Genomic DNA, 25,975 nt, shown 5'->3' on the forward strand with positions numbered 1-25,975 from the left:
TTTATGGTAAGACCGTGTGAGAAAGGGCGGAGCAGACTGTATGTTGACCAAATGGATTGCCATACACGAATCCTACGGGCTGCCGCGGGCGGCACAGGCATTGCGGCTATACTTGGAAAATCAGGGGATCCGTGTGAAGATTACCACCAAGGAAAAGCGATCGATCTATGTATATCAAGTGCTGGTAGCGGCTGAGCAAAAAGAGCGGGCGACGCTTTTGCTGAAGCAGTTCCGCGACCGTTGAAGGAACCACCAACCCCCAACTTACCCATCACCTCGCTCGGGGATACTACCCGGAGAGGAGGGATCCGATAATGGCCAATGCATTGTTGGAGAAACCAAAAGAACATGAAGATCAACAATCCAAGACAAGGTCTTCCCTCTTTGTGCCTGATCTGGTTTTCTTCGAACCACAGGCATTGGAATATCCATTGGGGAAAGAGCTGTACGCGCGTTACGAGAAGGAGCAGATTCCAATCCGAATGACGACGAGCCACAATCAGGTTCGCGGCATTCCAGGGGAAAACGAAATCGAGCAGTATCGCAATGCCAAGCGAACACTCGTGGTCGGCGTCCGCAAGACATTAAAATTTGAGCCTTCCAAACCATCCGCCGAATACGCGCTTCCGCTTGCAACCGGCTGCGCCGCACATTGTCACTATTGCTACCTCAACACCAACATTGGATCGAAGCCGTATGTGCGTGTGTACGTCAATACGGACGACATTTTTGCGCAGGCCGAAAAGTACATCCAGGAGCGGCTGCCGGAAATCACACGCTTCGAAGCGGCATGCACCTCGGATCCGGTCGGCATCGAGCACATTACCGGCAACTTGAAGCGTGCCATCGAATTTATGGGGCGTCAACCGCATGGAAGGCTGCGCTTTGTGACCAAGTTTCACCATGTAGACTCTTTGCTGGATGCCAAGCACAACAAGCATACGCGGTTTCGCTTCAGCATGAATGCCGATTACGTGATCAAACACTTTGAACCGGGAACGTCCTCCTTTGAGCAAAGAATCGAAGCAGCGGGAAAAGTAGCCCGAGCAGGCTATCCGCTTGGCTTCATCCTCGCCCCGCTCTATTGGCATGAAGGATGGGAGCAGGGGTACTCCAGCCTCATAGAGAAGCTGAGTGAACAGCTGACAGAAGAAGCAAAGCAAGATCTCACCTTTGAGCTGATCCAGCATCGCTTTACCAAGGTCGCCAAGCATTTGATCTTGAAGCGCTATCCGAAAACCAAGCTGGAGATGAACGAAGAGGAGCGGAAATACAAGTGGGGGAAATACGGCAGAGGCAAATATGTTTACCCCGATGTACAAGCAAAGGCACTGCAGGCCCATCTGGAGCGTGAAATCGCCCGTCACTTCCCGCAAGCTCGCATTGAGTATTTCACCTGAGTCCATAATAAGGTGGAAACAAACCGACAAGAGGGGGAAGCTCACATGCTTGGAATGCAGAAGATGATCCTGCAAAAACTCGGGGAAGTGAAAGAAAATCCGATCGGGTTGGACCGGATGCAGGCAAAGCAGATCAGTGATGCGCTCAACGTGGCCCTAGCAAGTGTGTATACCCTGTACCATCAACTGAAAAAGCATCACTGGGTATTGGAAGGTCCCAATTTCCGCGATTTGCATCTGCTGCTGGATGAGATGGCGACCAATCTGTTGACGATTGCGGATGAAGTGGCGGAGCGTGTTACCGTTTTGGGAGCCTATCCGATATCGACCCCGCGCAAACAGCAAGAGCTGAGTCTTTTTGTGCCGGAGGAAGAAGGCGTGTTTGGTTTGCGCACGATGCTGACCAACGATATGGGTGCCTACCAGCAAATCATCATGCGCGTTCGCGACATGATCCGGATTGCCGTGAATGCCGGGGATTATGGTACAGAGGCGATGCTGAAAAAGCATTTACAGACCTTGGAGTTCGATGTCCACCACATCGAGCATATTCTGGGAGATGACACACTGGGGGTTCTGTAAGAAATACTTCAACAGAAGCCCGCTCGAAGAAGTTGTCGAGTACCTTTTTAGAGGAAGTTTTTCATGCTGGATCAGGTTGATTGGTAAAAAAGAACCCCCCATGATCTCATAGAAGATCTGGATCATGGGGGAAAATTACCTGTTATTCGCCGCCAAACAGCTCCCGCATGGAGAGGTATCGCTCGCCGCTGTCCGCACAGATGGCGAGCACTTTTTTATTCGGACCGAGCTTCTTTGCCACTTGAAGGGCAGCAAAGGCAGCTGCACCGGAGGAAGGTCCGACAAGAATGCCTTCCAGACGCCCCAGCGCTCGTGTGGTTTCCAATGCCTGCTCATCGGTAATCTGTATAATCTCGTCATAAATGGACTGATTCAGGACCGGTGGGATGAATCCGGGACTTGTCCCCACCACTTTATGCGGGCCGGGCTCTCCGCCAGAGAGAACGGGAGAGCCAGCTGGTTCCACCACCGCGATATGGATATGAGGCAGCTCCTCCTTTAATACCTCTCCGGTGCCTGTAATGGTTCCGCCTGTTCCCGCCGTCGCGACAAACGCGTCCAAATTCCCCTCCATTTGGGTAAGGATTTCTCTGGCTGTCGTCCTGCGGTGGATTTCCGGATTTGCCTTGTTTTCAAATTGCATCGGCATAAAGCTGCCAGGGATCTGCTCCAGTAATTCCTGTGCTTTGCGGATGGCACCGGGCATACGCTCTCCTCCAGGGGTGAGGACGACCTCGGCGCCATAGGCTTTCAGCAGGTCAATCCGTTCGCGGGTCATCGTATCCGGCATGACTAGAATCGCGCGATAGCCTTTCACAGCTGCCGCCATGGCCAGGCCAATCCCCGTATTTCCGCTGGTAGGCTCAATAATAGTGGCTCCCGGCTGAAGGCGGCCGGACTCTTCTGCGTCGACGATCATATGGTAAGCGGCGCGATCTTTTACACTGCCGCTAGGATTCCATTTTTCCAATTTGAGGTACACTTCTGCCATCTGCTGGTCGACTAAGCGGCGCAACCGTACGACAGGCGTTTGTCCGATCAGTTCTCCCATATGTGCTGCAACACGCATGCATACTCACTCCTTCATCGCTTTGCGAGATAATCCATTATATCATATCGGTTTAAAAGGAATGCGGATAGCATTTTGTCGAAGATACTCGAATCATTTCGACAAACAAGGACAAGCATGGTACAATAGTATTCGCTCTATCAGTTGGGGGAGGATCGCATAACAAGATGAAGCCATTATTTATCACTGTGGAAGGACCAATCGGGATTGGGAAAACCTCCTTGTCGCGTGCGATCAGCAGGGAATATGGATTTACCCTGTTGGAGGAGATTGTGTATGAAAACCCGTTCTTGAGCAACTTTTATCAAAACATGGCAGAATGGAGCTTTCAGCTCGAGATGTTTTTCCTTTGCAATCGATACAAGCAATTGCAGGATATTGGAACATATCATCTGGACAAAGGAACCTCTGTAGTATCTGACTATAATATTTTTAAAAACACAATCTTTGCAAAACGGACACTGGACGAGAATAATTTGCCCAAATACTTGCAAATTTATGACATCTTGACAAGAGATACCCCGCAAGCGAACCTGGTTATCCATTTGACCGCATCACTGGAAACCGTCATGAAGCGGATCGCCATGCGTGATCGCGAAGTGGAACGAAATATGGATACGCATTATATGGAAAATCTGATTGCGGATTACCAAGAGTTTATGGAGCAGTTCCAGATCCGCCATCCGGAAGTGCCAGTCTTAACATTTGACTGCGATCACCTTGATTATGTACATAATCCGGATGATCTGCGCTTTGTACTCAGTAAGATCGCACCATTTATCAATCAACCGGTATCATAATTTTATTGTCTTTTCATACGTGTTTTCAGTTTATAGGATAAGGGGTTAGCTTTTTCATGACTGATTTTAAAAATAGCGAACTTCGTAAAAAATACGGGATCCCTCATAATGCGGTTATTACGATTGGCGGTACGGTTGGCGTAGGAAAATCAACATTCACGCATGCATTGGCAGAATTGCTGGGCTTTCGTGTATCGGTAGAAAAGGTGGATAACAATCCATACCTGGGACTTTTCTATGATGATTTCTCCCGCTGGAGCTTCCATCTGCAAATTTACTTTTTGGCAGAACGTTTTAAAGAGCAAAAGCGGATGTTTGAGTATGGCGGCGGCTTCGTCCAGGATCGATCGATCTACGAAGATACGGGAATCTTCGCGCGAAACTTGTACGAGCAAGGCCACATGAGCGAGGATGACTACCAGACGTATACACAGCTGTTCGAGGCCATGGTGATGACTCCTTATTTCCCGCATCCGGATGTCCTCATTTATCTGGAAGGCAGCTTTGATGAAATCGTGCAGCGCGTCAGAGAACGCGGACGTCCGATGGAACAGCAGACCCCGCTTGCGTATTGGGAAGATTTGTTCCGACGGTATGAAGACTGGATTACGAACTTCTCCGCTTGCCCAGTGCTGCGCATCAACATTAACGAGTACAATTGCGTGGAAGATAAAGGCTCTGTCGAGGTTATCCTTCCTCGCTTAGCCGAAAAAATCAACCTGGGACGTTCGATTCGTTCCTACAATTAAGAAAAACCCAATTGAAGTCCTCTCGAAGAAGTTGTCGAGTCATTCTTTAGCGGAAGTTTTTCATGCTGGTTCAGGTTGATTTTTCTCGTAGTTTATACATTTTGAATACAGTAAGAAAGAGACCTCAACGGGATAGCCGCTGAGGTCTTTTTCATTATTGCAGCTAAGGCTCCGCCAAAGACTTGGCTGCGTCAAGTTTTCTCATTTGCGGAGGTGAGCTATTCTTCAGTCAGCTGTTGCAAAGGGACATCAATTTCGTGCTCTGGCTGATCGAGAAGATAGATCCGCGCCAGCTCATTTTTCTCATCGACGTGTTGGATATAGATGGGTTTTCCATTGTAAGTCACTTGAGCCATGACAGGGGATGCTGCAATCTCTTGGGCACGTTGAATATGGATGAGTATTCCCTCCTTTTCCAAAGTAACAGCTATAATATTTGCTCGCTTTGCAAGCAGTATTCCATAAAGCCTTGAAGTAGATATCGCCCTCCGCAAAATAGAACAAGTTCACATTATTTTTCCGGTTCGTCACAAAGGATCGTATCGAATTGTATTTTGACCTTATACATATTATTAAAATTGCACCTTTATGAAAGGTCAGTAACGTTAGTATGATGAAATCCAAGAAAAGGAAAAGGAGCCGAAGTTGATGACGCTGGAGATGAGAGCTTGTTGTGAAAGAGATGTGAAGCACCTGTAGGTATCGATCAAGAAGCATACATTTGCAGTTATGAATGCACGTTTTGTCGTGATTGCACAAGTGAGATGAATGCCATCTGCCCGAATTGCAATGGAGAGCTTGTACGCCGACCGAAACGGGTAAATACCATCCGCATCCGCTAAAGGAAGGAGGGAACATCATATGGAAAACGCATCGGTGAAACAATCGGTGTTTCAAAAAACGTTGTCGCTGCCGCAGATTGCGGCCCTTTACATGGGGGCTGTGGTCGGTTCCGGGATCCTGCTGATTCCTGGGCTTACGGCTGAACTGGCTGGACCTGCCTCCATGATTGCCTGGTTGGTCATGTCGGTTCTGGTCATTCCGATGGCGATCACGATGGGCCTGTTAGCTGCGAAATATCCGAATTCCGGCGGCGTGTCCCATTTTGTACGGCTCGCTTTCGGTAATCGGTACGGGAATGCCGTGGGCTGGTTTTTTCTGCTTGCGGTACCGATCGGAGGACCAGTATTGGCCGTGACCGGAGCCAAATATGTGGCTATCTTGCTGAACTGGGGGAATGTACAGCTTTATACGGTCGCTGCTTTAATCTTTTTAACCGTGATTATCTTGAACGTATTTGGTTTGCAGCTAGCCGGCAAGGTGCAAACGATTGTCGTGTCCCTGATTATTGCCATTATCTTGCTGGCGATCGTCACAGCGATTCCACATGTCGACCAGGCGAATATGACACCATTTATGCCGCATGGCTGGATAAGTGTCGTGCAGACGGCTGGTCTCATCTTCTGGTGCTTTATCGGGTGGGAAGCGGTCACCCATCTTTCCGAAGAATTTGTTGATCCGCGGAAAAATGCCATTCGCGGTGTCTTATGGAGTGCCGGATTTGTCGCGCTGCTTTATTTTGGCGTCGCCTATTTGACCGTGGCTACACACAGCTATGGCAACGACATGTCGGCAGCCTCGCTCAGCGTGATGGTGCAGCTGTCGCTCGGACCGGTAGGCGGGTGGGTCGTCGCCGTGACCGCGCTGTTTATCTGTATCGCATCCTGCAATGCCTATGTCAGTGCGGCCGCGCGGATTGCCTTTTCGCTCTCCCAGCAAGGAATCGCGCCCAAATGGTTTGGTGTGATGCACCCAAGATACCATACCCCGATCGGCGGGCTTGCTTTTATCCTGCTTTTCTTTTTTCTCGTCCTTTTCTTGCTAGCCAGTGAAATTTTCACGCTGACACAGCTGATTCAACTGCCCAACGCTACCTTTTTTGCTACCTATATTGGAGGATGCCTTGCCGGTATTCGGCTGCTCAAAGACAGCAAGATCGGCCATCTGTCCGCATGGATCTCGCTGATCGTATCACTCGGTCTGTATCCTTCCCTTGGGTGGTCGGGGTTGTATCCGCTGGCGATTCTGCTTTTCCTCACGATTTTGGAAAAAAGAAGGAAGCTTATTGGTGATCGAGCTATGTAAAACACCGTACACGCAAACTTTCGGATATTCGCTAATACAAAAAGACCCGAAGCTAAGCCTAAGACGTTCTCTTTTGAATTACAAAATGCAAAAAATCATATGAATGAACAAGAGAAAAAGCATGACCATTCACATGTAGAATAGGTCATGCTTTTTCTCTATGTTTCAACTTTGTTAAAAATATCCTTCTATCTTAGGCATCAGCTTTTTTTATTACATAACCTCAATTCATTTAATCAGTGACTTTTTTTAGTTCAAAAGATGTTGCCTCTAATAACAAGATTAGCCGATCATTATTCACAATAAAAAAGCTTAGAGGTATGCCAAGTTTTGTAGAAGAGTCATTGATTACTATGTATTTTACTTTATCATTTATTTTTATATGTAAAGGATCGGGATCTGTTTTAAATAAACGATAAAAAGAGTCTGTGTTATAGCATATAAAATCAAGCCTATATAATGGGTTTTTCAGTTCATGTTGATAATCATTATAGTTTTTAAGTCCTTTTGATGAAAAGAAGTCTTTTTTGATGATAAATTCATCACCAATAATTTTTTGCCCTGTTGGATATTCGGAAGCATCATTGTATGAATTTGCAAACCCCAAAAGTTTCTCAACTTTCCAAGTTCCATAGAAAGACTTTTCAGTTTCACTATCCAAAGTTGTAAATACCCCATCACAATATTCAGCGGGATTTTGTGGAATAATGGACTCATCAGTTTCAGATTCATGCTCACTGGCAGTATTTGTTTGAGAAGTATCTGCACCTTTGGAAACAGTTGCATTTTCTACGCTATTATTCGAAGTATTTGATGTTTTTGTAGTTGATGTTGTTTCAACATTTTCACAAGCCGAAGATAGCGTCAACATTATCGTAATACAAATCAATAATCCTTTTTTCATATTGCACACCCTTTTTTTTATTAACCTGCCTCGTTACAAAAGGACTAATATTGAATTTTGACAAACGCAAACTTCTAACAAGTTTTCTTTTCCTTTGGCTTGATCTCTCTTATTTCATATAAATTATATCCTTCCTGTTGTAAAAATTATATTGCGATTTGCCAAGCGATTTTATATGCCTAATGTTTATAATCCCTGATCTATTAATAAAAAATAGGGTACGGGAACCATTGCGATTCCGTACCCTATTTGTGTTGCGAATTCAATTTTTGTGATTCAAAAGAAAACGTCTTAAGCGAAGCTCCGGGTCTTCTTCTTATTTTAATGATTGGACGGGAGCAGGCAAAAGCTTTGCTTGGGCCAACCGCTTTCGAACGATGATTCCGATATAAGCAGCAATCACCGCTTTGACTATTCCTCCGACGATGAATGGATACACACCTGCAGCCAAAGCCGCATCCCAAGTCATGCCAGTCACAAATTTCAGCTGAACCACACCGATCGCTAGAGTGACAACCATACCGATGATATTGGCAATCATGGCGTTCGTAAAGGTAAAGCGTGTTTTTTCGATGATCAAGCCAATCACAAAAGCAGTCACGATAAACCCGATGATGTATCCGCCTGTAGGCCCGAGAATCACTTGAAAACCGCCGGCCGCTTCCGAAAATACGGGGATGCCGATCGCGCCAAGCAATGCGTAGAACAGCATCGACAGCGTGCCCAAACGGCTGCCGAGAATCGTCGCAGCCAAGCCCACCGCCAAGGTTTGTCCGGTAATCGGAACGAGCGGGAGCGGGATGGTCACTTGTGCCAAAATAGCCGTAATCGCCGCGAATAAAGCAGATAGAATAAGTCCGCGTAAACGAGTTTGCATGATGATGTGGACACCTCCATGTTTGTTAACTTATGTACGAGTGTAGGTTAACATTTAGGAAAAGCGCTGTCAACGGTTTCTACTACATATACTTGTGAAGGGGAAACGGATTCTTTACCCAGATAAAGGAATACATAGCTAACGTGCTGCTCCACTGACTTGCAGCGCTTTCATCCGATATGTTGTACTTACTGATAGAAGCAGTTATCCAAAAACCATTTGTGAGGAGGACTTGCCATGCAGCAAAGTCAATCGCGTATCCTGCGAGCAAAAAGAGGAAGCGAACTGGATTGCAAAGGCTGGGTTCAGGAAGCGGCATTGCGTATGTTGATGAACAATCTTGATCCGGAGGTAGCTGAACGACCGGAGGAGTTGGTTGTATATGGTGGCATTGGCAAAGCAGCGCGCAACTGGGAAAGCTTTGATGCCATTGTCGAAACATTGAAAACATTAGAGGAAGATGAAACATTGCTGGTTCAATCCGGAAAGCCGGTGGCGGTATTCAAGTCACATCCCGATGCGCCGAGGGTCTTGCTGGCCAATTCCAATCTGGTGCCGGCATGGGCCAACTGGAATGTGTTCCGCGATCTGGAGAAGCGGGGGTTGATCATGTACGGGCAGATGACTGCCGGCTCCTGGATCTATATCGGCACCCAAGGCATATTGCAAGGTACATATGAGACGTTTGCCGAGGCGGGAAGACAGCACTTTGGCGGCTCCCTAAAAGGAACGATTACGGTCACGGCAGGACTCGGCGGCATGGGAGGGGCTCAGCCTCTGGCCGTTACCATGAACGAAGGCGTGGTGATCGCGGTCGAGTGTGATCCGACACGAATCCAGCGCAGGATCGATACGCGTTATTGCGATGTCATGGTGGATGATCTCGACGAGGCGCTGCGTTTGGCAAAAGAGGCAAAAGCTGAGGGGAAAGCTCTTTCTATCGGACTGCTAGGCAATGCGGCGGAAGTGCTGCCCGAGATGGTACGCCGTGGAGAAATTCCGGATCTGGTGACGGACCAGACGTCTGCCCATGATCCGCTGAACGGGTACCTGCCGATCGGCCTTTCTCTGGAAGATGGGGCCAAGCTGCGCCAGCAAGATCCCGACGAGTACATCAGGCTGGCGAAGGCAAGCATTGCCAAGCATGTGCAGGCGATTCTCGATATGCAAAGTCGTGGAGCGGTTGCCTTTGATTATGGCAATAATATTCGGCAGGTGGCCAAGGAAGAAGGAATTGCCGATGCCTTCGCGTTCCCGGGCTTTGTGCCGGCCTTCATCCGTCCGTTGTTTTGCGAAGGGAAAGGTCCGTTCCGTTGGGTCGCGTTATCGGGGGATCCCGAGGATATTTACAAGACAGATGAAGTGATTATGCGCGAGTTTGCCGAAAATGAGGCGCTTGTTCGCTGGATTAAGCTTGCGCAGGAGCGAGTGGCTTTCCAAGGCTTGCCTTCCCGGATCTGCTGGCTGGGATATGGCGAGCGCGCCAAATTTGGCCGGATCATCAATGACATGGTCGCCAGAGGGGAGTTGAAGGCACCGATCGTCATTGGCCGTGACCATTTGGACTGCGGCTCGGTGGCTTCGCCGAACCGGGAGACCGAGGCGATGAAGGATGGCAGTGATGCGATAGCCGATTGGCCCATTCTGAACGCGATGATCAACGCAGTGAATGGAGCAAGTTGGGTATCTGTTCATCATGGCGGTGGAGTCGGCATGGGCTATTCTCTCCATGCGGGCATGGTGATCGTCGCGGACGGTACGCCGGAAGCGGCCCGCCGTCTGGAACGCGTGCTCACTTCAGATCCAGGCATGGGGGTAGTGCGGCACGTAGACGCAGGCTATGAGAAAGCGATCGAGACCGCCAAGGCAAAAGGGGTCCGGATCCCGATGATGAAGGAGTAGGGTAATGAAGAAGAAAACGACCATCATTCGTAATGCCAGCCAGATCCTGACCTTGGCAGGGGATAATCGAAAACCCCGCACCAGGGAGGGCATGCGTGATCTTGGCATTCGGGAAGAAAAGGATACAGTGATTGCGATTCACCAGGGAAAGATCGTGCAGGTCGGAAAGGAAGCCCAAGTCTTGCAAGCGGTCAAAGAAATGGGGATCGCGGACGAATCGATTCAGGAGATCGATGCAAGCGGTAAGCTCGTCATGCCGGGGCTGATAGATCCCCATACGCATGTCGTGTTCGGCGGCTCCCGTGAATATGAGCTGGAGCTGCGTATGAATGGTGCGACGTATCTGGAGATTTTGCAGCAGGGTGGCGGAATATTGGCCACGACACGGATGACGCGAGCCGCGAGTGAGGAGGAGCTTTTTGCGCAAACCTGGAAGCGTCTGGACTCGTTTTTGCAGCATGGCGTGACGACGGTTGAAGCAAAGAGCGGGTATGGATTGACGGTTGATGATGAGCTGAAGCAGCTGCGGGTCGCGAAAAAGCTGACGCAAGCCCACCCGATCGATCTCATTTCGACGTTCATGGGCGCACATGCAATCCCTGCCGAATATAAAGGACAGCCTGATCAATATGTAGAGCTGATCATCAACGACATGCTGCCGCGCATCGCTGCGGAGGAGCTGGCCGTCTTTTGCGACGTCTTTTGTGAGCATGGTGTTTTTTCCATCGAGCAGTCGGAGCGAATTTTGACGGCAGGCAAACAGGCCGGGCTGCGTCCGAAAATACATGCGGATGAAATTGAGCCGATGGGGGGAGCGGAGCTGGCGGCGCGGATCGGGGCGATTTCGGCCGACCATTTGCTCAAGGCTTCTGACGCAGGGATCGAGGCTATGGCCAAAGCCGGTGTCGTCGCTACGCTGCTGCCGGGCACTGCCTTTTTCCTGATGACTGCACCGGCGCGCGCCCGTCGCATGATCGAGGCCGGTGTCCCGGTGGCACTCTCTACCGATCGCAATCCCGGATCATCGCCTACCGAAAATCTGCAGCTGATCATGAATCTGGCCTGCTTGAACATGAAAATGACACCTGCGGAAGTCATCGTGGCTGCAACCATCAATGCGGCTCATGCGATCGGGGAAGCGGAGCGTGTGGGTAGTCTGGAAGCAGGCAAGCAGGCGGATATCCTGATCATGAATGTTCCAACCTATCAGCACCTGCAATATCACTACGGGGTGAATCATACCGATACGGTCTTGAAAAATGGCGAGGTCGTCGTAGAGGGGGGTAAGCTGGTCTATGAATCCTAATCCGTATTTGCGACCACCGGGGCTGATCAATCGTCTGGGCGGGGCTGATCGTCTCGACCCCAAAGCGAGCCAGTGGATCCAACCGTGGGAGCCAGGAGAAAAGGTGGAGGTGGGGCTCATCGGGGCTCCCCTTTCCCGTTCCTCGATCAGCGCATCAGGCGCCAGTGAAACCCCTAATGCGCTGCGCTTGGCTTGGAAGGGCTTTGGTACCTGGTACGCGGACTTTGATGTAGATGTCAGCGATCTGATCGTCCGTGACATGGGAGATATCGCCATGCATACGACGGATATCTTGCGCTGTCAGGATCAGATCGAACAGGGATTGGCGCTGTTGTATCAGGAGGAGCCGGTTATGCTGCCTGTCGTCATCGGTGGCGACCATTCGATTACCAGGCCATCCCTAAAAGCATTTGCCAAGGCGCACCCGGGAAAAACCATCGGCCTGATCCAATTTGATACTCACTTTGACGTTCGCAATCTGGAAGATGGCGGTCCGAGCAACGGCACTCCTTTTCGCGGTCTGCTTGAGGATGGGGTGATCAAGGGCGAGCATATCGTGCAATTGGGGATTCACGGGTTTTCCAACGCAGTGGCTTACCGGGATTATGTGCGCGAGCAAGGCATTACCTACTATACAATGCGCCAGCTGCGTCAAATCGGCACCGAGCCGCTGGTGCGTCGGATCGCTTCCGAATTGGCGGCAAAGGTTGACTTGATCTACGTCACCGTGGATATGGATGTGCTCGATGCCATGCAATGTCCCGGATCGCCGGGGGCAGCGCCTGGGGGGATGATGGCATGGGAGCTGTTTGAGGCTGTTTTTCTATTGGGATTGGAGCCGAAAGTGTTGGCCCTGGATCTGGTAGAACTGGACCCTTTGCGTGATATCGCCGGTGTCTCCGTCCGTTCGGCCTGCCATACACTGCTTTCCTTTTTCGCAGGTGTACGTACGCGTTTGAAAGCGTAAAACTTCCATTCAACATGTGGTATAATGGCGAAAGCAACTTACAAAAGGAGAGGCCAAAAGAATGGAAGAAGCTTGGTTTGAACGCAGTTTTCGCGAAGATTACGTCCTGGTTTATCGTCATCGGGACGAAGAATCTGCAGATCAAGAGGTAGCGAATCTGCTTGCTTGTTTGCCGATCAAAGAGTCGGGGCGCGTGCTTGATCTATGCTGTGGAAGCGGAAGACATGCCCGCGCTTTTGCCAGACGAGGCTATGAGGTTGTCGGGGTTGATTTATCTCCTGTTTTATTGCAGCTTGCTGAAGATCAGAACACATACGACCATTTAGCCTTTTATCAATACGACATGCGCAAGATCCCATTTGCGGACGAATTCGATATTGTGGTGAATTTGTTCACCAGCTTTGGCTATTTTTCCACGGACGAGGAGCACAAACAAGTGATTGCCAATATGGCGAAGTCGTTGAAGCCAGGCGGTCAGGTCGTCATTGATTATTTGAACCCGGCTTACGTAAAAGCGAATCTGATCCCGGAATCAACCAAAGAGATCGAGGGACTCTACATCGAGGAAACACGCTGGATCGAGGACGGCTATGTGAAGAAAAAGATTGTCGTCAAGGATGCGGAAGCGGATGAACCGCGTGAGTATATGGAGCAAGTGCGGCTATTCGAGGCGGACGAGATGAAGGCGATGCTTGTCGAGGCCGGGTTTACTGCGATTCAATTGTTTGGCGACTATACCTACACCGGCTTTGATTCACAGCGTTCTCCGCGGATGATCTTTTTCGCCCACAAGAAATAGGCAAGCATACGGACAAGATTGTTGTGACTAACCTCCGATGGACGTGAATAGGATGTGGTAAGGCATTACGTTCACTTTGCCAAAAGGAGGGGAACCACATGAGTAAATTAACGCTGGAACAGGTGAAGTTTAACCTCGGGAAAATTCCTGGCTGGAAATTGGTTGATCATCCGCTGGCTTTGTCCCGTACTTTTTCTTGTGATGATTTTCATTCCGCTGTTCGCCTGATCAACCAGATCGCCGAGTACATCGGGCAGGACCACGAGCACCTAGAGATCAAGCTCATGGACAATCAGCTGACACTCACGCTCTCCACCCGCAAGGCGAACGGATTGACCGGAAAAGACTTTGCCTTGGCACAGACAATCAATAAATTGGTTTAATTCCCTTCTAACCGCCTCTTTTGGCGGTTTTTTACATTTGTTATGCTCCCAATCATCAGGAAAGAGTTGCTTTGGGTAGACAAAGAATATGAATTGTATGAAAATGGGGAAAAGACTGCTGGCAACATGGAATAACTTCGTCAGGTATAGGGGACAACGTATCGTACATATCTTTCGGGTGGAAAAAGGCTGCGGAAAAACAAAAGGCCAAGGATGGTGATCGCAAGGATGGAGAGAAATCGATGGACGCTGTTTAGCCAATCCCCTCCCCTGAGCGCAAAATAAGCCATGAAAAATGGGGGCATTACCCAAAAAAAGAGGGGAAACACATCATGGAAAGAGCAATGTTGCTTCATCCGCTAGTGATTCGCTACAGCGTCTTTATGGCAGGGTTGGCTGTCATGGCCTACGGGATCGGGATGATGATTGAGGCGAATCTAGGAGTTGCGCCGTGGGATACGCTGCATATCGGACTGCAAAAGACATTTGGACTGACGATCGGGATCTGGTCGCAAATCGCTGGCGCATTCATTATTCTCGCCTCCTATGTAATCGGCAGGATCAAGCCGAATGCAGGGATGTTTTTGAACATGATTTTCTTCGGGCTGTTTATCGACCTGTTCATGTGGTTGAACTGGCTCCCTGTTGGCGAAACGCTGGGAGAGAGGATCGGCTTGTTTGCTGCCGGTCTGCTTATTTACACGTTTGGAACGGGGATGTATATCTCACCGCGAGTGGGGGCAGGACCGCGTGACAGCTTCATGCTTGCCTTACATGAACGAATGGGCTGGGGCATCAGCAAAGTCAGAATCGGGATTGAATGCACGGTCACTCTGGCAGGATTTTTGCTCGGTGGGCCGGTATCGGTTGGTACGCTGGTAACGGCAGTAGCAATTGGACCCTTGATCAAACAGTTCATCCCCCTGTGGGAACGCATGATGGCAAAACCGTATGGGAATACACCGCAAGCACAGCTGGTAGATTAGGAAACAAAACCACCACGTCAATATGGTTGCGTGGTGGTTTTTTAGGGTCAATACAGACTGTTGATGGGCTTAATTTGAAAGCTGCTGGTCGATTGTTTTCGTCAGAGAGGTCACTGTATCACCGGTATGAAGAGTCGTTATGGTTTCAATTAATACGATCCCGCATTCTTCATCGGCAACCGGTTTGTGCAGGGTGTTTTTGGGAACTACAGTAAAATCGCCTTTTTCAAGTACAGCTGCGCCATCTTCGAATTCTATCCGCAACTGGCCATAAACCACTAAGAATAACTCATCCTCATTGTCGTGTTTGTGCCAAACAAACTCTCCTTTGCATTTGGCCACCTTGAGATATTGATCGTTGACTCTTCCTACCACCCGAGGTGACCAATATTCCGTAACCTCAGCCAATTCTTTTTCAAAATTGACGCCTTTCATCGTTTTCATTTTCCATCATCTCCAATTTGCATGATGTAATGTGAAAAAGCCCGAGCTAGGATGGTTTGTGTCAGCACATTACGAATATCTCAACTATACCAGGATTTTGAAACTGCTGGGCTAATTACTTTGTGGAACGGCGATTCACACGAGCTGCTTCCCGGCGCCAAAGCAATACAAATGGAGTATAGGAGAATGGATATGGCATTAGAACATGAGTTTTATCTAGTACCGCATACAGTGGACATTCGGCATTTTTGGATGGAGAGAAAGAATCATCCCAGTGTGATCGATTCTGTGGTTATTCCTGATGACTTTATTTTATATATCATCGACACGCTGAATTGGGTGCCTAGTAAAAATCCCGCCTCGAGGGCAACTGCACCGGGCAAGGGATTGAACTATTACGGGGTAACTTTATTCGATGCCGAATCGGCACCTGCACTAAAAGGGATTTGCACTGCGTGGAGAGATTTGTTTCAATATGCGCCGAAGATGATAGAACTTACGGGAGATTTCGTCATGGCAGACGGTACAGAACAAGAGGGGCACTATGAAAAGCTGGTTTTCAACCGTGAAGAGATAATCCATTGTTTGGATAAAATGATCGCATACTCCAACAGGTTGGTTGAAGGCGACTTGTATGTATATCATTGCGGAATCTAGGAATAAATTCTCTTATCAGCAGATCGTGACCTATAGAAAAGAGATACCGACAATTATCAGCCAGGTTGGAAATTGAATCAGAGCAACGACTAAAAAACGTGATTTTCCCATCACCAAAGCATTGATGATGCCAAAGCGTACCACTAAGCACATTCGCTTAGTTCCATAGTAGCCCCAAAAATATATCCGTTCCCATAAAGATACCACTATGCGATAATAGTGGTATCTTTTTCCTGTTACCATATTCATAACCCACTCCATTTCCGCATCATTCGAGACCATGGAAAAAGGGATCAGATTGCGAGAGAAAGGGGGAGCGAAGAGTGGGATGTGAGCGACAAGCTTGCTTGTTCGCTGAAGAATAGGAAAGAGTGGTGTTTTATGAAGGCATTGTTTGTACGTGTGTTGTTATGGGCAATGTTGTTTTCTGTTTTTCTGCCGTATGACTTGTCAAATCAGGCTCATGCTGCTGATCCAGAACCAGATGTCAGGCTTATACCAGTAGCGGATAAGTTTTTCGATTATATTACGGGTGACGTTTACCCTACTGGAAACCCGGTATCAGGGGCAGATCAGCATTCGCTGATGGTGGGGTACTTAAATGATGAACTGGGAGAAAGTAAAGTGAAATCGGCGGTAAGGTATGATTTAAAGGATATCAATCGTCCGATTTTGAAGGCAACCTTGACGATCCCCGTCCATGCGGTAACGACCAGTCATGCAGCAGAATTGCCCCCCACGTTAATTGTTAACGGTTCCAGTGATGATGATTGGGAGGAAACGTCAACGGCGATGCCGGATGGCCAAGAGCAGCTGGGGACCATCATACTCACACCTGGTGTTGACTATCCAACAGTAAAAACATTTGATGTAACTGATTTTGTAAAGCGACAAATGAATGCCGCAGACAAGAAGGCAAGCTTTCTTATAAGCGGGCGAGAATCTTCGCACATTGCGGGGTACAGTTACTCCTACTTCAATTTTTTTGACCGAGCCAAAGACATCGAAGACAAGATGGCCAGACTCGAAATCATTTATAACCCCAATTCCCCTCCTACAGACATCACCCTTTCATCAGCAACCATCCAAGAAAACAGTGCGATAGGATCTACTATCGGAACACTCACCACCATTGATCCAGATACAGGGGATAGTCCTACCTTTACGATCGTCGCTGGCGACACCAGCAGTTTCACCATTTCATCAAGCAATGAGCTGAAAACGGCCGAAGCATTCGATTATGAAGCGAAAAGCAACTACAACCTTACCATTCAAGCGACTGACTCGGGCGGTAATACATTTGCAAAAGCTTTCACCATTTCGGTAACGAATCAAAACGAAGCCCCTGCAGGCTCTCTCACGATTAATAGTGGAGCCGCAACGACTGCATCACGAGAAGTTACCCTCACCATAACGGCTGCTGACCCCGAATCCGATTCACTGGAAATGCGATTTTCCGATGACGGAACGACTTGGGATGGATGGACAGGATTTAGTGCCACTACCTCAAGGACGTTGTCTGTTGGAGATGGCGAAAAAACGGTGCATGTGCAGTTAAAAGATGCAGCTAATAACTTATCCAACGTCTATTCGGATTCGATTGCGCTGGATCAGACACCACCTGTGGGGACAGTGAAGATCAACGAGGATGCAGCATTTACCAACTCGACCAACGTGACATTGAAAGTAGTCGCTGGTGATGCGGTCAAGATGCGCTTTGCCAATGACGCCAGCAGTCTCGAGCAGGGGGCATGGGAGAATGTCGCAGCGGAAAAGTCGTGGCATATCGAGATGGGAGATGGCACCAAGACGGTCTATATGCAGCTTCAGGATGCAGGTGGCAATGATTCATCTCCTTTTTCTGATTCGATCACACTGGATACGACACCGCCTGAAGTGATAGGCGTCGAGGATGGTGTCAGCTACAATACCGACCGGACGATTGCTTTTGCAGAAGGCAATGCCACGCTAGACGGTTCTCCATTCTCGAGCGGATCCACGGTAAGTGACGAAGGAACCCACACGTTTATCCTCACTGACCATATCGGCAATACAAATACCATCCACTTTACGATTGATAAAACCTCACCGACAGGATCGGTATCAATCGATTCAGGAAAAGCATACACGAACGATCTTGATGTGACGCTAACGGTTGCCTCTGGTGACGGAAAATGGATGCGGTTTTCGAATGACCCCGGCAACTGGGACGACAACGCCTGGGTGAATGCATCGACCGAATTTCCATGGACAATAGCAGGTGGGGGAGATGGCACCAAGACGGTCTACATGCAGCTTCGGGATGCCCTTGGTAACGTATCGAGCAGCTTTTCCGACACGATCGTGCTGGATACCACAGCGCCAGTAGTCACAGGAGTAGCCGATGGTGATAGGTACAATACGGTACGGACCATCTCGTTCAATGAAGGTACGGCAAAGCTCAATCATGATGATTTTACAAGCGGAGGAACTGTAAGCGCAGAAGGGTCCTACACCTTGGTGGTTACAGATGAAGCGGGCAACCAGACCACGGTTCATTTTTCGATCGACACGACCTCGCCCCAAGGAACGTTGGAGATCAACGGCGGAGCAAGCCACACCAACAAACGAGATGTCACGCTGCACATCAACTACGGCGATGCTGAACGCATGCGGTTTACAAATGATCCCGGTAATTGGAACGACAGCACCTGGGTCAATGCAGCATCACAAATTCCCTGGACGGTGGAAGCAGGAGATGGCACCAAGACGGTATACATGCAGCTTCGGGATGCGCTCGGCAACGTATCAAGCAACTATTCCGACACCATCGAGCTGGATACCACAGCGCCAGTCGTCACAGGAGTCACTGATGGTGCCAGCTACAATACGGACCGGACCATCTCGTTCAGTGAAGGTACGGCAAAGCTGAATAACGTCGATTTTGTGGATGGAACTACGATAAGCGCGGAAGGCTCATACACTTTGGTGGTGACAGATGCAGCGGGCAACCAGACCACCGTCCAATTCACAATCGACCGAACACCTCCACAAGGAACGCTAAGCATTAACAATGGGGCGACTAGCACCGGATCGGCCAGTGTGTCTCTGGAGATTACGTCTAGCGATACGCTTGGAGACGTCGAAATGCGGCTATCCAATGACGATACTACCTGGACGGGTTGGGAGCCAGCTGTCAGCACAAAAGCATGGAGGCTAGCGGGGGGAGACGGGACAAAGACCGTTTATCTCGAACTTCGAGATGAGGCAGGCAATTTGTCCAAAGCTACTGCCAGCATTCGGTTAGACACCTATCAGCCACCGCCTTACTATCCGGTTACTGGAGTATCGCTGGATAAACATTCGATGAATCTCCGAGTGAATGAGACAGATCGCTTGCAGGTGGTTATCGAACCAGCTAACGCCACGAATAAGCAAGTACGTTGGAGCAGCAGTGATCCCCGTGTGGTCGAGGTTGATGAGAGCGGAAAAGTGACAGCGAAGAAGCCGGGGAGTGCCGTCATTACGGTGACCACGGTAGATGGACAAATGACGGATCGCTGCGAGGTCACGGTCAAGGAAGCAGCTTCGTTCCGTCTGGAAGCTTCCGACAGCACCATTCACCTTCATACCGGGGAAACAGCCCGGTTCCAGATCTACTTCATCGAGGATGGAAAACGTAAGGAAATAACCAACAACAAGGAGACCTCCTACAGCGTAGATAATGATTTGATCGCGATAAAACCGGGACAGGTCACCGCCGGAAAAGATGAGGGTGAATCCACAATCACCGTTTCCTATCAAGGAGAAGAGATCACCATTCAGGTGACAGTAGAGAAGGAATCCGTACGTCTGCAAGCGTCGAAATCTTCTTTCTGGTTGAAACCTGAGGGGACTGCTCGATTCAAGGTGTACGCCTATGAAGGGAAAAAGCGCAAAGACATTACAAACGACAAGGATACTTCCTACGAGACTGACAATGAGCTGGTCACCCTGAAAGCGGGTCGGATCACGGCTGGTGACGATGAGGGAGAATCCCTGATCACCGTTCGCTACCAAGGAGAAGAACTCACGATTCCGGTAACTGTCTCCAAGCTGACGGTCAAATCCCTTGCAGCCGCAACCAAACAAGCGATTATGGAAGTGGAAGAGGAACGCCAGCTAGAGCTTACCGCTACGTTCAATGACAAGAGCAGCAAAGACGTGACTGACGAAGCGTATTGGTCATCCAGCGACACGGATGTGGTAAAAGTGTCTGAGAGCGGTGAGCTTACGGCGGTTGGCCGAGGCACCGCAGTTGTCACTGGGGCTTACGGAGGACGAGAAGGAAATGTTCGCATTCTCGTAGTAAAAGAAAAAGCTCCCAAACAGCTACGGGTAAGTCGTACCTCAGTCACCATCAGCGCGGAGAAAACACTTGCGATCAAAGCCACCGCCGTCTATGAAAAAGGATACCAAGAAGAGGTTACTTCCGAGGTTGAATGGGAAGCGGATGACCCAGACATCGCCGTCGTAGAAGATGGCGAGATTATCGGGGTATCCGCAGGCAGCACGAAAATAACGGGAAGCTATTTGGGAAAAACAGTGACGATCAAGGTCACGGTCCGTGAATAATCCTTACGCAGGTGCCAGTATCCGCTTTTCTGGGCTGGCATCTGCCCTTCATCATTCATACTTCATTACGCGAGGGAATCTGCATGCAAAAGAGATTGGTGATACCGGAGGACGAGCCATTTTTATTTTCGGTCTATGCGTCAACCCGTGAAGAAGAGATGGCTCTTTGGGGATGGAATGAAGCGGACAAGCTTGCTTTTCTGCGGATGCAATTCCAGATGCAATTACAGTCATATGAACGGCAATATCCGAATCATGTCCATCAGCTTATTCTCGTTGAAGAAGCACAAGCGGGGCGGATGATGACAGCAAAAACCAAGGATGCGCTTGTGCTGGTCGATCTCTCTTTGCTTCCTGTTTTTCGCGGGAAAGGATTCGGCACGAGGATTCTTCAAGAATTGCAGCAGGAAGCGTTCGGTACCTCTCTCCCCATACGTTTGCATGTGCAGTCGGAAAGCCCAGCCATACAGTTATATAAACGGCTTGGATTTCAAGAATTGGGTGAACCATCTGTCTATGTGTCGATGGAATGGACCCCTCAGCCGGTGTAAGCGAAAATCGAAAAGAAAGGTAGGATGAGTACATGGAGTCTTATATAGGAGAAATTCGTATGTTTGCTGGTAATTTTGCCCCGGCAGGTTGGGCGCTTTGCAATGGTCAACTCCTTTCTATATCTGAAAACGAACCTCTTTTTATGCTGTTAGGCACAACTTATGGCGGGGATGGGCAGACAACTTTTGCACTGCCGGATCTGCGCGGCCGCATTCCCATCCATACAGGGCAAAACCCGCGTTCAGGCACCAGCTTTGCACTCGGACAGATGGGTGGGACGGAAACGGTCACCTTGACTACTGGCCAACTCCCTATGCATACGCATGTGCCTCTAGCAGCCTCAACAGGTACGAGCAATTCGCCTGCGGGATCCTATTGGGCTGGTGAACTCAGTATCTATTCAACCGAAGCACCGGATGGACAAATGGATCCTGCTTTGCTGGGATCTACAGGAGGCGGCCAACCGCATGACAACGTGATGCCTTATACAGCGGTGAATTTCATTATTTCCTTGTACGGTATCTATCCGAGCCAAAACTAGATCGTTCCTTGAACGCTAAAAGGAGGTTTCCAAATATGTCTGAACCGTTTCTCGGAGAAATTCAAATGTTCCCTTATGGCTTTGTGCCACGCGGCTGGGCCCCTTGCGATGGCTCACTGATGCCGATTAACCAAAATCAACCGCTGTTTGCTTTGCTTGGCACGACATATGGTGGTGACGGGATGACCACATTCGCGCTTCCGGATCTTCGTGGCCGCGTGCCCGTACATGTTGGAGAAGGAATCACATTGGGACAAGCAGGTGGGGAAGAAAATCATCAATTAAACGTACAGGAGATGCCCATGCATACGCATACAGCCAGGGCTTCGGAAGCAGCTGCAACAACAAAAGTAGCAGCAGGTAACAGCTGGGCCAAAACGTCGACTCATGTTTATGCTGCCGGCGCGAATGGCCAGATGAGTTCATCAGCAATCGCTCCAACGGGAAGCGGACAAGCACATGCCAACATGCAGCCGTATACGGTATTTCGTTTTTGCATCGCCATTCAAGGTATTTTCCCATCCAGAGATTAAAAGGAGGAAATCAGATGTCTGATCCATTTATTGGCGAAATCCGCATGTTTGCCGGAAATTTCCCCCCGAAAGGCTGGGCGTTTTGCAATGGGCAGCTCTTGTCGATCAGTCAAAATACAGCTTTATATTCCATTTTAGGAACACAATATGGTGGAGATGGGAAGACCAATTTCGCACTTCCAAATCTAAAGGGATCTGCTCCTATGCATCCTGGAGCAGGACCAGGACTGTCACCCCGAGGCATTGGTGAAAAAGGCGGTTCGCCAAGCGTAACACTAACTTTGGCGCAGATGCCTCCTCATAACCATCAAGTACAAGAGAAGGCTACTGCCAATGTGACTAGTCCGATTGGCGCTGTTTGGGCGAATAACAGCCGCTTCGGTGAAAACATTTATGCGAGCGAACCTGACGGCGTGACCTCAATGAATCAGGCGGCGTTATCCCAGGCGGGCGAAAATGCCCCTCACAATAACATGCAACCTTATCTTGGAGTGAATTTTATTATCTCTTTACAGGGTGTCTTCCCTTCGAGAGGATAACCTACTGTAAGAAAAGCTCACCTTATGTGGTTTCCTGCTCTTTTCTTGTTTTCTCGGTTATCCCGACTTGATCGCTCGCCTACTTCGCTGGTGAGTCGTTCTATAAGCCTACTCATGAAAATGGGTGCGGACTCACCGCGCCCATTTTCCCTCTCGTCTGTACCGTATCCTACCGCTCTTCCATCACCAGTTTGATCCCGAGGAGGATCAGCATGCCGCCTGTAACCCTTTGAAACGTTCGCTGGAATCCTGGGCTGGAGAACCATGCACGCACACGGTTGATCAACAAGACAAGACACATGAACCAGGCGACCGCCAGAATGACTAGAGTGATCGAAAGCAAGAGCATCTGTGGCATGGTATCTCGATGAGGATCAATGAACTGAGGCAAAAAAGTCATAAAGAATACGAGCGACTTGGGGTTCAAGATATTTGAAAAAGCCCCTTGTATGTAGTGACTTCTTTTGCTTTTTTTGACTGAGACCGTTCGTTCAGTGGAACTAGCCGTATCATCAGGTGCAGACTTTGTCTTGCGCATGATCAAGGACTGAATCCCCAAGTAAAAAAGGTAGATCGCTCCCGCATATTTGACGATCTCAAACCAAAAGACAGATTGGGCGATGAGGGCGGAGATACCCATCGCTGCCGCAGCCGTATGAACAAAAATGCCCGAAGCGATGCCAAGGACAGTAGCGACTCCGCCTCCGCTGCCCCCTGACAAGGTGTTTTTCGTAACCAGAGCGGTATCTGTTCCTGGCAATATTACCATCACGATGGAGATGAGCACGTACAAGAAATAGTTTTCCATCCCTTCTCCCCCCATTTTTTATTTCAAAAGTGCGATCTGACCGGTCAGCTTTTTCACGATTTTGTCTTCCCCATAAAGAGCAATTCCCAAATAGTCAATTCCCATGGCTTCGCTTTGCCTCAGCTTCGTGGCGTACTCCTCGTAAGCTCGGGAAGACTGTGCTTGCGCGGAAAAATCGACGATCATGACATCCGGCTCCTCCTTGGCCGCTGCCTCACGCAGACTACGGATTTCCTCCTTGCTTGCCTTCAAAATAGGGATAGGGATGGTTGTGATGCCAAGGTGCCGTTGTCCTGATCCATCCTGCAAATCCTCTCCAATGATTCCATCCTGCTTCGTACCGAGTGTAACTCCCAAGATCGCAGCTGTATTGGCAATCAAGCCAACAGGCAATTCCCCATCAATGACCATGACACATTTGATACCTTCCCGTTTTTTCTCGGACATCCTTGCACACTCCTTTTCATAACTAGGCACCCAAATATTCAATATGCAATATATTGTACATTGCACATCGGTCGATATGCAATATATCGCGCTGACGAATGTTATTGCCTGGTCGCTTATGGTATATTGGTGACGAGAAGGTTTCAGGAAATTCCAACTCTCTGTAAGGACGGTCTGCTTATGCCTATTCCCAAAGATTTTTCCACACCTGTTCGACTAACTGCAAAAGAACGGGTTTTTACGCAATTACAACAATGGATTATTGATGGCACTATTCATCCAGGTGAAAAGCTCACCGATTCGGAGCTCGCCACGGCCCTGGGGGTGAGCCGAACGCCAGTCCGTGAAGCCCTGCAGCTTCTCGCTGTTCAAGGCTTTGTTGAAATGCAGCCGGGAAAAGAGACGAGGGTCACGATGGTTGACAAGGAAGACGTCTCCAAGGTCATTCCACCACTCGCTGCCCTGGAATCTGTGGCCGCTGAGCTTGCAGCATCGTTGATCGATGAGAAGACGATCTCCTTTCTAAAAGAGACGAATGAAAAGTTTGCACAGGCGGTTCTCGCCGGTGATTCCTACACGGCTTTGAAACTGGATGAGCAATTTCACCAGGCAATCGTAGAGGTGGCGCAAAATCCTTATCTCTTGTCAATGATCTCCACGCTGCAAGCCAATGCCCGCCGACTCTACTACTTCAAAGCCATTGTGCCCGCCGAATCCTCGATTGAACAGCATAATGAACTTATTCTTGCCTTTGAACGGCGGGATAAGGACACTGCGGCAGCAATTATGAAGAAAAACTTTTTGCGGCCATTGGAAGAGTTCTACAATTAATCAGCAAAAGGGGCTGTCCCAAAAGGGGAATAAAAAATACCCGTTCTTGAAAACGTAAACGAAGCACCAAAGGAGGACAATGAAAATGGATATCCAAACCCATGCAGAATTACTTGATATACTGCAACGCAACTATCAAAATCAGGAAGCCGAAATCACTTTCACCGAATGGGATGGTGACAGCGAAGACGAAACAATCTCGACCTTCCGCGGCACGCTGCTTGCCATTCAGCTGAATGACAACGAATTTGATGAAAAAGATCTGCTATTAACCATCCAGACTGACAAGGAAGAGCTTGAGCTTCTGATGGAAATCCCTGCTGACGAGGCCGATCTGGGATCATATGAAGACGGCCGCCTGCAGATCTTTGGCACGGAATCGGAAGTAAGCTTCACCCGATGACAAAGCAACGCTACCGTTACTACGGCACCCCCGATCCGATGACGGAGAGGGAGGTCTACCATTGTGAAAAGTACCTAAAGCGCAAGAAAGACCGGATCATCCGTGCCGGTCGGTATCTCATCGATCAAGAGGCGTTGCTTGCCCCTTTTCATTTGGATTGCGGGAATTGCCGCAGCGTCCACGGACATACCTGTTGTGAAGGCGGACAACCTTACTCGGTTAACAAATGGCAGGTTCCGCAAATCGAAGAGACTGCGCCAAAGGCCATTGAATCATTTCTCAAAGACAGGACTGTGCATCCTTCTATCTGGTGTGCGCAAGGCTATCGTCCAGGCAACATTCCGGTTCATGAAGGGAATTGCTATTTTTATGGCCCCATCGGTGGGGGGTATGGCTGTATGCTGCATGCGTATGCCGAGGCAAACGGGGAGGCCGTCTATCCGCTGAAGCCCTTTAGCTGCCAGCTGTACCCGCTTGATCTCATCCAGATCGGGGAAGAGATCCTGATTACGGCTGTAACTGAGCAAACCGCTTCTTTTTCCCGGTGGGGAACCGATTATTTGGAGAATTTTTACTGCGCCAGTCTCTCGCGGCGACAAGCAGCTGTCGGGATGGCAGAGGACCAATTTGCTATCGCGGGATATCGGCCAGCTTATCAGTGGGGGCTGGAATTATTGCGCGAGGCTTTTGGCGTTGAGGTAGAGCTTGCGGTTGCAAATGCTGTGAAGGAATCGGCTTTTCTTTAAAAGGGAAGCCGA

Annotated in this window: 29 protein-coding genes and 1 pseudogene; 22 read left to right on the forward strand and 8 right to left on the reverse strand. The window is 49.2% G+C overall.

Annotation, left to right across the window (positions count from 1 at the left end):
* The first annotated feature begins 40 nt into the window (after window positions 1-40).
* From EIZ37_RS02260 to dpsA, 3 genes are all read left to right on the forward strand, one after another.
* Window positions 41-244, forward strand: a complete 204-nt coding sequence (locus EIZ37_RS02260; protein ID WP_134682938.1) for a hypothetical protein — start codon at window positions 41-43, stop codon at window positions 242-244.
* A gap of 70 nt (window positions 245-314) precedes the next feature.
* A complete protein-coding gene (gene splB, locus EIZ37_RS02265) occupies window positions 315-1,400 on the forward strand; it encodes a spore photoproduct lyase (RefSeq protein WP_134682939.1) in 1,086 nt (361 codons plus the stop codon).
* 45 nt (window positions 1,401-1,445) lie between these two features.
* Window positions 1,446-1,982 (forward strand): DNA starvation/stationary phase protection protein DpsA, encoded by a 537-nt coding sequence (dpsA, locus tag EIZ37_RS02270; RefSeq protein WP_134682940.1) that lies wholly within the window; start codon window positions 1,446-1,448, stop codon window positions 1,980-1,982.
* 142 nt (window positions 1,983-2,124) lie between these two features.
* Here dpsA and cysK read toward each other — a convergent pair whose 3' ends face one another.
* Window positions 2,125-3,051 (reverse strand): cysteine synthase A, encoded by a 927-nt coding sequence (gene cysK / locus EIZ37_RS02275; protein WP_134682941.1) that lies wholly within the window; start codon window positions 3,049-3,051, stop codon window positions 2,125-2,127.
* Between the two features lie 167 nt (window positions 3,052-3,218).
* On the opposite strand from cysK, the gene EIZ37_RS02280 reads away from it, so the two are divergent.
* A complete protein-coding gene (locus EIZ37_RS02280; protein WP_134682942.1) occupies window positions 3,219-3,851 on the forward strand; it encodes a deoxynucleoside kinase in 633 nt (210 codons plus the stop codon).
* Between the two features lie 56 nt (window positions 3,852-3,907).
* Window positions 3,908-4,600, forward strand: coding sequence for a deoxynucleoside kinase (locus tag EIZ37_RS02285; RefSeq protein ID WP_134682943.1), 693 nt, complete (start codon window positions 3,908-3,910; stop codon window positions 4,598-4,600).
* A 218-nt stretch (window positions 4,601-4,818) separates the two neighbouring features.
* Here EIZ37_RS02285 and EIZ37_RS02290 read toward each other — a convergent pair whose 3' ends face one another.
* Window positions 4,819-4,998: a small acid-soluble spore protein H gene (locus EIZ37_RS02290; RefSeq protein ID WP_134683299.1), complete on the reverse strand. Its 180-nt coding sequence runs from the start codon at window positions 4,996-4,998 to the stop codon at window positions 4,819-4,821.
* 250 nt (window positions 4,999-5,248) lie between these two features.
* On the opposite strand from EIZ37_RS02290, the pseudogene EIZ37_RS02295 reads away from it, so the two are divergent.
* Together EIZ37_RS02295 and EIZ37_RS02300 are read left to right on the forward strand one after the other, a co-directional pair.
* A pseudogene (locus tag EIZ37_RS02295) lies at window positions 5,249-5,442 on the forward strand (DUF1272 domain-containing protein).
* A 19-nt stretch (window positions 5,443-5,461) separates the two neighbouring features.
* Window positions 5,462-6,745 carry an APC family permease gene (locus tag EIZ37_RS02300; protein WP_134682944.1) on the forward strand — a complete coding sequence of 428 codons (1,284 nt, stop codon included), beginning with the start codon at window positions 5,462-5,464 and terminating at the stop codon, window positions 6,743-6,745.
* A gap of 232 nt (window positions 6,746-6,977) precedes the next feature.
* On the opposite strand, the gene EIZ37_RS02305 is transcribed toward EIZ37_RS02300, so the two are convergent.
* Together EIZ37_RS02305 and EIZ37_RS02310 are read right to left on the reverse strand one after the other, a co-directional pair.
* Window positions 6,978-7,649, reverse strand: a complete 672-nt coding sequence (locus EIZ37_RS02305; protein ID WP_134682945.1) for a hypothetical protein — start codon at window positions 7,647-7,649, stop codon at window positions 6,978-6,980.
* A 316-nt stretch (window positions 7,650-7,965) separates the two neighbouring features.
* The gene (locus EIZ37_RS02310) at window positions 7,966-8,526 is read right to left on the reverse strand and encodes a biotin transporter BioY (RefSeq protein WP_205683770.1); all 561 of its coding nucleotides are present in this window, start codon (window positions 8,524-8,526) and stop codon (window positions 7,966-7,968) included.
* A 237-nt stretch (window positions 8,527-8,763) separates the two neighbouring features.
* On the opposite strand from EIZ37_RS02310, the gene hutU reads away from it, so the two are divergent.
* From hutU to EIZ37_RS02340, 6 genes are all read left to right on the forward strand, one after another.
* On the forward strand, window positions 8,764-10,428 hold the full coding sequence (gene hutU / locus EIZ37_RS02315; RefSeq protein WP_134682947.1) for a urocanate hydratase: 1,665 nt from the start codon (window positions 8,764-8,766) through the stop codon (window positions 10,426-10,428).
* A 4-nt stretch (window positions 10,429-10,432) separates the two neighbouring features.
* Window positions 10,433-11,734: an imidazolonepropionase gene (hutI, locus tag EIZ37_RS02320; RefSeq protein ID WP_134682948.1), complete on the forward strand. Its 1,302-nt coding sequence runs from the start codon at window positions 10,433-10,435 to the stop codon at window positions 11,732-11,734.
* Window positions 11,724-12,701 carry a formimidoylglutamase gene (gene hutG, locus EIZ37_RS02325; protein WP_134682949.1) on the forward strand — a complete coding sequence of 326 codons (978 nt, stop codon included), beginning with the start codon at window positions 11,724-11,726 and terminating at the stop codon, window positions 12,699-12,701. Before hutI ends, hutG begins: the two co-directional genes overlap by 11 nt.
* A 61-nt stretch (window positions 12,702-12,762) precedes the next feature.
* Window positions 12,763-13,500 carry a class I SAM-dependent methyltransferase gene (locus EIZ37_RS02330; protein WP_134682950.1) on the forward strand — a complete coding sequence of 246 codons (738 nt, stop codon included), beginning with the start codon at window positions 12,763-12,765 and terminating at the stop codon, window positions 13,498-13,500.
* Between the two features lie 98 nt (window positions 13,501-13,598).
* Window positions 13,599-13,883 (forward strand): 4a-hydroxytetrahydrobiopterin dehydratase, encoded by a 285-nt coding sequence (locus EIZ37_RS02335; RefSeq protein ID WP_134682951.1) that lies wholly within the window; start codon window positions 13,599-13,601, stop codon window positions 13,881-13,883.
* A 332-nt stretch (window positions 13,884-14,215) separates the two neighbouring features.
* Entirely contained in the window at window positions 14,216-14,869 is a 654-nt protein-coding gene (locus EIZ37_RS02340) for a YczE/YyaS/YitT family protein (protein WP_134682952.1), read from the forward strand.
* Window positions 14,870-14,938: 69 nt separating this feature from the next.
* On the opposite strand, the gene EIZ37_RS02345 is transcribed toward EIZ37_RS02340, so the two are convergent.
* Complete coding sequence (locus tag EIZ37_RS02345; RefSeq protein ID WP_235827871.1) at window positions 14,939-15,313, reverse strand: cupin domain-containing protein; 375 nt, start codon at window positions 15,311-15,313, stop codon at window positions 14,939-14,941.
* Between the two features lie 186 nt (window positions 15,314-15,499).
* Here EIZ37_RS02345 and EIZ37_RS02350 point away from each other — a divergent pair, with 186 nt between their 5' ends.
* A complete protein-coding gene (locus EIZ37_RS02350) occupies window positions 15,500-15,970 on the forward strand; it encodes a hypothetical protein (protein ID WP_134682953.1) in 471 nt (156 codons plus the stop codon).
* 30 nt (window positions 15,971-16,000) lie between these two features.
* Here EIZ37_RS02350 and EIZ37_RS25835 read toward each other — a convergent pair whose 3' ends face one another.
* The gene (locus EIZ37_RS25835) at window positions 16,001-16,219 is read right to left on the reverse strand and encodes a hypothetical protein (protein ID WP_167568626.1); all 219 of its coding nucleotides are present in this window, start codon (window positions 16,217-16,219) and stop codon (window positions 16,001-16,003) included.
* Between the two features lie 132 nt (window positions 16,220-16,351).
* On the opposite strand from EIZ37_RS25835, the gene EIZ37_RS02355 reads away from it, so the two are divergent.
* The 5 genes from EIZ37_RS02355 to EIZ37_RS02375 all read left to right on the forward strand — a co-directional run bounded on the left by EIZ37_RS02355 (window position 16,352) and on the right by EIZ37_RS02375 (window position 22,728).
* Window positions 16,352-20,563: an Ig-like domain-containing protein gene (locus EIZ37_RS02355; protein ID WP_134682954.1), complete on the forward strand. Its 4,212-nt coding sequence runs from the start codon at window positions 16,352-16,354 to the stop codon at window positions 20,561-20,563.
* An 83-nt stretch (window positions 20,564-20,646) separates the two neighbouring features.
* Window positions 20,647-21,114, forward strand: coding sequence for a GNAT family N-acetyltransferase (locus tag EIZ37_RS02360; RefSeq protein ID WP_134682955.1), 468 nt, complete (start codon window positions 20,647-20,649; stop codon window positions 21,112-21,114).
* Between the two features lie 32 nt (window positions 21,115-21,146).
* Window positions 21,147-21,656: a phage tail protein gene (locus tag EIZ37_RS02365; RefSeq protein WP_134682956.1), complete on the forward strand. Its 510-nt coding sequence runs from the start codon at window positions 21,147-21,149 to the stop codon at window positions 21,654-21,656.
* A gap of 35 nt (window positions 21,657-21,691) precedes the next feature.
* Window positions 21,692-22,189: a phage tail protein gene (locus EIZ37_RS02370; RefSeq protein WP_134682957.1), complete on the forward strand. Its 498-nt coding sequence runs from the start codon at window positions 21,692-21,694 to the stop codon at window positions 22,187-22,189.
* A gap of 14 nt (window positions 22,190-22,203) precedes the next feature.
* Window positions 22,204-22,728: a phage tail protein gene (locus EIZ37_RS02375; RefSeq protein WP_134682958.1), complete on the forward strand. Its 525-nt coding sequence runs from the start codon at window positions 22,204-22,206 to the stop codon at window positions 22,726-22,728.
* A gap of 169 nt (window positions 22,729-22,897) precedes the next feature.
* On the opposite strand, the gene EIZ37_RS02380 is transcribed toward EIZ37_RS02375, so the two are convergent.
* Complete coding sequence (locus EIZ37_RS02380) at window positions 22,898-23,536, reverse strand: LysE family translocator (protein ID WP_167568627.1); 639 nt, start codon at window positions 23,534-23,536, stop codon at window positions 22,898-22,900.
* Window positions 23,537-23,554: 18 nt separating this feature from the next.
* A complete protein-coding gene (locus tag EIZ37_RS02385) occupies window positions 23,555-23,983 on the reverse strand; it encodes a DUF2000 domain-containing protein (RefSeq protein WP_134682960.1) in 429 nt (142 codons plus the stop codon).
* A gap of 180 nt (window positions 23,984-24,163) precedes the next feature.
* On the opposite strand from EIZ37_RS02385, the gene EIZ37_RS02390 reads away from it, so the two are divergent.
* The 3 genes from EIZ37_RS02390 (at window position 24,164) to EIZ37_RS02400 (ending at window position 25,963) form a co-directional block, all read left to right on the forward strand.
* A complete protein-coding gene (locus tag EIZ37_RS02390) occupies window positions 24,164-24,814 on the forward strand; it encodes a GntR family transcriptional regulator (protein ID WP_134682961.1) in 651 nt (216 codons plus the stop codon).
* 85 nt (window positions 24,815-24,899) lie between these two features.
* Window positions 24,900-25,217 carry a hypothetical protein gene (locus EIZ37_RS02395; RefSeq protein ID WP_134682962.1) on the forward strand — a complete coding sequence of 106 codons (318 nt, stop codon included), beginning with the start codon at window positions 24,900-24,902 and terminating at the stop codon, window positions 25,215-25,217.
* On the forward strand, window positions 25,214-25,963 hold the full coding sequence (locus tag EIZ37_RS02400; protein WP_134682963.1) for a DUF3109 domain-containing protein: 750 nt from the start codon (window positions 25,214-25,216) through the stop codon (window positions 25,961-25,963). Before EIZ37_RS02395 ends, EIZ37_RS02400 begins: the two co-directional genes overlap by 4 nt.
* The last annotated feature ends 12 nt before the right edge of the window (window positions 25,964-25,975 follow it).

Origin of the sequence: Brevibacillus migulae (genome assembly GCF_004521915.1) — a bacterium.
Classification (GTDB): domain Bacteria; phylum Bacillota; class Bacilli; order Brevibacillales; family Brevibacillaceae; genus Brevibacillus_F; species Brevibacillus_F migulae.

Coding starts and splice junctions, on each gene's coding strand:
- EIZ37_RS02370 (WP_134682957.1), top strand. CDS start 21,692: ATGTCTGAACCGTTTCTCGGAGAAATTCAAATGTTCCCTTATGGCTTT.
- EIZ37_RS02340 (WP_134682952.1), top strand. CDS start 14,216: ATGGAAAGAGCAATGTTGCTTCATCCGCTAGTGATTCGCTACAGCGTC.
- dpsA (WP_134682940.1), top strand. CDS start 1,446: ATGCTTGGAATGCAGAAGATGATCCTGCAAAAACTCGGGGAAGTGAAA.
- hutI (WP_134682948.1), top strand. CDS start 10,433: ATGAAGAAGAAAACGACCATCATTCGTAATGCCAGCCAGATCCTGACC.
- EIZ37_RS02400 (WP_134682963.1), top strand. CDS start 25,214: ATGACAAAGCAACGCTACCGTTACTACGGCACCCCCGATCCGATGACG.
- hutU (WP_134682947.1), top strand. CDS start 8,764: ATGCAGCAAAGTCAATCGCGTATCCTGCGAGCAAAAAGAGGAAGCGAA.
- EIZ37_RS02310 (WP_205683770.1), bottom strand. CDS start 8,526: ATGCAAACTCGTTTACGCGGACTTATTCTATCTGCTTTATTCGCGGCG.
- EIZ37_RS02305 (WP_134682945.1), bottom strand. CDS start 7,649: ATGAAAAAAGGATTATTGATTTGTATTACGATAATGTTGACGCTATCT.
- EIZ37_RS02260 (WP_134682938.1), top strand. CDS start 41: ATGTTGACCAAATGGATTGCCATACACGAATCCTACGGGCTGCCGCGG.
- EIZ37_RS02390 (WP_134682961.1), top strand. CDS start 24,164: ATGCCTATTCCCAAAGATTTTTCCACACCTGTTCGACTAACTGCAAAA.
- EIZ37_RS02285 (WP_134682943.1), top strand. CDS start 3,908: ATGACTGATTTTAAAAATAGCGAACTTCGTAAAAAATACGGGATCCCT.
- EIZ37_RS25835 (WP_167568626.1), bottom strand. CDS start 16,219: ATGAATATGGTAACAGGAAAAAGATACCACTATTATCGCATAGTGGTA.
- EIZ37_RS02380 (WP_167568627.1), bottom strand. CDS start 23,536: ATGGAAAACTATTTCTTGTACGTGCTCATCTCCATCGTGATGGTAATA.
- EIZ37_RS02280 (WP_134682942.1), top strand. CDS start 3,219: ATGAAGCCATTATTTATCACTGTGGAAGGACCAATCGGGATTGGGAAA.
- EIZ37_RS02300 (WP_134682944.1), top strand. CDS start 5,462: ATGGAAAACGCATCGGTGAAACAATCGGTGTTTCAAAAAACGTTGTCG.
- splB (WP_134682939.1), top strand. CDS start 315: ATGGCCAATGCATTGTTGGAGAAACCAAAAGAACATGAAGATCAACAA.
- EIZ37_RS02375 (WP_134682958.1), top strand. CDS start 22,204: ATGTCTGATCCATTTATTGGCGAAATCCGCATGTTTGCCGGAAATTTC.
- EIZ37_RS02365 (WP_134682956.1), top strand. CDS start 21,147: ATGGAGTCTTATATAGGAGAAATTCGTATGTTTGCTGGTAATTTTGCC.
- EIZ37_RS02350 (WP_134682953.1), top strand. CDS start 15,500: ATGGATATGGCATTAGAACATGAGTTTTATCTAGTACCGCATACAGTG.
- EIZ37_RS02385 (WP_134682960.1), bottom strand. CDS start 23,983: ATGTCCGAGAAAAAACGGGAAGGTATCAAATGTGTCATGGTCATTGAT.
- cysK (WP_134682941.1), bottom strand. CDS start 3,051: ATGCGTGTTGCAGCACATATGGGAGAACTGATCGGACAAACGCCTGTC.
- hutG (WP_134682949.1), top strand. CDS start 11,724: ATGAATCCTAATCCGTATTTGCGACCACCGGGGCTGATCAATCGTCTG.
- EIZ37_RS02395 (WP_134682962.1), top strand. CDS start 24,900: ATGGATATCCAAACCCATGCAGAATTACTTGATATACTGCAACGCAAC.
- EIZ37_RS02345 (WP_235827871.1), bottom strand. CDS start 15,313: ATGAAAACGATGAAAGGCGTCAATTTTGAAAAAGAATTGGCTGAGGTT.
- EIZ37_RS02330 (WP_134682950.1), top strand. CDS start 12,763: ATGGAAGAAGCTTGGTTTGAACGCAGTTTTCGCGAAGATTACGTCCTG.
- EIZ37_RS02360 (WP_134682955.1), top strand. CDS start 20,647: ATGCAAAAGAGATTGGTGATACCGGAGGACGAGCCATTTTTATTTTCG.
- EIZ37_RS02335 (WP_134682951.1), top strand. CDS start 13,599: ATGAGTAAATTAACGCTGGAACAGGTGAAGTTTAACCTCGGGAAAATT.
- EIZ37_RS02355 (WP_134682954.1), top strand. CDS start 16,352: ATGAAGGCATTGTTTGTACGTGTGTTGTTATGGGCAATGTTGTTTTCT.